The organism is Methylobacterium sp. WL18, from assembly GCF_008040015.1.
In the GTDB taxonomy this organism is placed as follows: Bacteria; Pseudomonadota; Alphaproteobacteria; order Rhizobiales; family Beijerinckiaceae; genus Methylobacterium; species Methylobacterium mesophilicum.
On sequence record NZ_VRVD01000379.1, the window covers coordinates 1 to 4,575 of the forward strand.

At 73.8% G+C, this 4,575-nt stretch carries 1 pseudogene; it reads left to right on the forward strand.

Features of this window, described 5'->3' with window-relative positions:
- Nucleotides 1-4,575, forward strand: a pseudogene (locus FV228_RS20980) (hypothetical protein); the annotation flags it as partial.

The window sequence follows — 4,575 nt, forward strand, 5'->3', positions numbered from 1 at the left end:
GCGAGCGTCCGCGCCGCGAGGGCGGACTGCTGCCGCCCGACCGCTCGCTGGTGGCGAACGATGACCGGCGCAACATCGGTATCCTGCAGCAGACCTTGCGGGTGCGCTCCTCGCCCAAGCCTTATCTGTACGCGTTGCTGGCCGGCCTCGCTTGGATCGCCGGCCTGGTGCTGGTCGCCTGGCTGCAATCCGGCGGCGACCTGCGCGGCGTCGTCTCGGGCCTCACCCCGCTCCAGGCGACGGTGGGCGCCGCGGCCCTGCTCGGGCCGGTCGTCCTGTTCGTGATCGCCGCCATGCTGGCCGCGCGGGCGCAGGAGATGCGCCTCGTTGCCCGCGCGGTCGGCGAAGTCGCGGTGCGCCTGGCCGAGCCCGAGAGCTTCTCCACGGATGCGGTCCTGACCATGTCGCAGACGGTGCGCCGGGAAGTCGCCGCGGTCGGCGACGGCGTCGAGCGTGCGCTCGCCCGGGCCGGCGAACTCGAGACCCTGGTGCGCGGCGAGATCGCCACCCTGGAGCGGGCCTATTCCGACAACGAGATCCGCATCCGCTCCCTCGTCGAGGAGCTGGTGGCCCAGCGGGAATCCATCGTCACCAACGCCGAGCGGGTGCGCGGCGCGATCACCGGCTCGCACCAGAGCCTGAGCCAGGAGCTGGAGGGCGCGTCCGAGCGGATCGTCCTGGCGCTCAACGGCGCGGGCGAGCGCGTGACCGGGGCGCTCGACGCCCGCGGCGCGGCCATCACCGCATCCCTTGGCGAGGCCGGCGACCGGGTCGTCAGCCTGATGACCGGGCGCGGCGACGAGTTGATCGAGAACCTCGCGGCCACCAGCGAGGGCGTGCGCGGCAGCCTGCTGGACGTCGGCGAGAGCCTGACGCGCGCCTTCGAGACCCGCGCCCGCGACGTGACCGGCGCGTTCCAGTCGACCGGGGACGCCCTCACCGGGCGGATCGCCGAGAGCACCGCCTCCGTCGCCCAGAGCCTCGCCGAGACCGGCCTGCGCGTCAGCGAGTCCCTGGAGCGCCAGGGCGGCGTCGTGCGCGAGAGCTTCGAGCGCTCGGTGATCGGCCTGGAGAACGCTTTCCTGTCGCGGAGTTCCGAGCTGACGGAGCGGTTCGGCGCGATGGGGACTCAGATCACCGCGCGCTTCGCCGAGACCGGCGCGGCCCTCACCCAGGACATTGCCGGCCGCGGCTTGGCGCTGCGTGCCGAGATCGAGACGGCCGGCCTCTCCGTCGCCGAGGCGATCGAGAGCCGCGGGCGCGACGCCCAGGCCGCCCTGGCGCTGGCCATGGGCGGCGTCGGCGAGACGCTGACCAGCCAGGCCGGCACCGTGCGCGATGACCTGATCGGCACCGCCGAGCGGATCGCCGAGACGATCGCCGAGCGCGGCGATGCCCTGGCCGGGCGCATGGACGGCATCGCGGCGCGCCTGCACGACACCGTGACGGTCCAGGCCTCGGACCTCGAGAGCCGCGTCCAGGCGGCGGCCGAGCGGGCCGGCGGCCACATCACCGACAGGACCGAGGCCGCCACCCAGAGCCTGGAATCCGCTTTCTCGGCGCTGGGCCACGGCTTTGAGGCCGGCGCCGCCGCCGCCGTCCAGTCCCTGCGCGGCTCCGCGAGCACCGTCACCGGCGAACTCGAGGCCCACACGCGCGCGGCGTCCGCCCGCCTGGCCGATACCCTGCAGACCCTGCGCCACGGCTCGGCCGAGGTGACCGGCGCGGTCGCGGCCGAGACCGCGAACCTGCTGACCCATTTCCGCGATGCCGCCGACCGGGCCGGCATCGAACTCAATGAGCGCGGCTCTGCCGCGGTGACCGCCCTGCGCGGCGCCCTCGGCGACCTCAACCGCGAGCTGTCCGCCCGCACCGGCGACGCCACCCGCAGCCTGGCACAGGCCGCCCGCGCCATCTCGGACGACCTCGCCGCCCGCATCGGGGAGATGGAGGCCGCCTTCGGCGAGCACGGCAAGGGCGTGGCCGAACTCCTGGCCAGCCATGCCGAGGAGACCCAGACCCGGATCAGCGGCACCGGCCGCGACATCGTGCTCGCGGTGGCGAGCCAGGGTGCGCGCATCGCCGACACGCTCAGCCAGACCGGCGCGAGCTTCGCCGAGACCGCCGACGGCCGAGTGCGCGCTATCGACGAGACTCTCGGCAGCCGCCTCGCCGCCCTGCAGGAGACCATCGCCCGCGGCGACATCCTGGCCGACCGCATCGGCCGCGACACCGCGACGATGGGCGAGACCGTCGGGGCCCGGCTGGAGGAGATGGACCGGCTCATCACCGTCAAGGGCCAGGCGGTGGCCGAGACCATCGCGACCCGCGCCCGCGAGGCCGGCAGCCTGGTCGAGACCCATCTCGGCGACCTGGAAGCGCGCTCGGCCAAGCGCGCGGCCGAGATCGGCGACGTCGTGGCGAACCTGGTCGATCACGTCGACGGCCGGATCGACGCCCGCGGCAAGGCCCTGAACGAGGCGCTGGCCGCCCGGACCGGGGAGATGGCCCGGATCATGGAAGAGGGCAGCCGCAACCTGGTCGCGGTGCTCGACGGCCGGGCCGAGGGGCTCGGGCAGGACATCGACCGGCGCACCGCCGAGATGGCCCGCCGTATCGCGGGCAGCGCCGAGCATTTCGACGCCGGCGTCATCAGCCGTCTGCAGGAGATTGCCAACGCCCTCGATGAGCGCGCCCGCCTCGTGGACGAGAGCTTCGGCGTGCAGGCCTTCGAGGCGATCCGCCTGATCGAGGCGCGCACCCGCGCGGTCGACGAGGAACTGGCCGGCCGCACCCGCGACCTGGTCGCGACGATCACCGACCGGACCGGCGGGATCGACAAGGCGATGGCCGAGAGCATCGGAAGCCTCACGGGGGCCGTGGCCGAATCCACCCGGGTCCTCGAGGCTTCGCTGTCGGGCCGGGTGCAGGAGATCGTCCAGCTGGTGGACGAGCGGGCCCAGAGCGCCGACGCGGCCCTCTCCGCCCGCACCGAGGCCGTGCGCGCGGCCTTCGCCGAGCGTTCGGAACTGCTCGCGACGTTGATCGACGAGCGCATCGCCGCCATGTCGAGCGAACTCGACGAGAAGGGCCGGACCGTGTTCGGGGCGATCGGCGGCCGCATCACCGAGCTGGCGCGCCTGTTCGACCGCGGCGGCACCTCGCTGGCCGAGCTGATCGACCAGCGCGGCGACAGCGTCCTGTCCAAGCTCCAGCAGACCATTGCGGATGCCGAGCGGATGCTGGAGGCCGGCGAGGGCCGCCTCGGCCACACCCTGTCGAGCCGCACCGCCGACATCAGCGGCCTGCTCGACGAGGGCGTGCGTTCGGTCCACGGCCTGCTCGACGACCGCACCAACCAGATCCGCGTGATGCTGGACGGCCATGCCGGCACCCTGGCCACCACCCTCGACGGCCGCATGGGCCCGCTCAACGAGGCGCTGGATACACGCGGCCGCGCCCTGATCGCCGCCGTCGAGGACGCCTTCGGCAGCGCCGCCGGGGCCCTGGATTCCCGGACCCAGGCGCTCGGCGGCCTGTTCGACGAACGCCTCGGGCACCTGGAGAACCTGGTCGAGGGTCGCGGCAACCGCCTGGCCGAGACCCTGGACGCCCGCGCCCAGGGCCTGCGGACCCTGTTCGAGGAAGCCCACACCGCCCTCGACGCGGTTGTGGAAGGCGGGGGCGGCCGCTTCGCCGCCTCGGTCGACACCAAGATCCAGGCGTTGCGGACGATGCTGGAGGCGGCGCCCGCCGCCGTCACCGCGCTGGTCGAGACCCGGGAGCGCCAGCTCGCCGCGACCCTCGACAGCCGCACGCAGCGCCTCCAGGCCCTGTTCGAGGAGGCTCAGGCCGGCCTGCGCGATCTCGTGGAGGTGCGCGGTCAGGAACTCGCCGACACGATCACCACCCGGACCGAGGGCCTGCGCCAGACCCTCGACGCGGCGCCCACCGACATGGCGGACCTGCTGGATGCCCGCTTCGCCGACCTGCGCGCCTTGTTCGATCGGGCGCAGTCGGAGATCGACCGCCTGGTCGACGGCCGCAGCCGCGAGATCGCCGGCACCATCGAGCACCGCACCCAGGCCCTGCAGACGGCGATCGAGCAGGCCAGCCCGGCCATCGCCGGCCTGCTGCAGGCGGGTGAGACCCAGATCGCCCAGGCCTTCCAGGCCCGGAGCGGCAACTTGGAGGCCCTGTTCGCCCAGGCGCAGTCGGAGATCGATCGTCTGGTCGACGGCCGCGGCCGCGAGATCGCGGGGGCGATCGAGCACCGCACCCAGGCTCTGCAGACCGTGATCGAGCAGGCCAGCCCGGCCATCGCCGGGCTGCTGCAGGCGGGGGAGACCCAGCTGGCCCAGGCCTTCGAGGCCCGGAGCGGCGACCTGCAGGCCCTGTTCGCTCAGGCCCAGGCTGAGATCGACCGTCTGGTCGATGGCCGCGGTCGCGAGATCGCGGGGACCATCGAGTACCGCACCCAGGCCCTGCAGACCGTGATCGAGCAGGCGAACCCGGCCATCGCCGGCCTGCTGGAGGCCCGCGAATCGCAGTTCGCCGAGACCTTCGAGGCCCGCA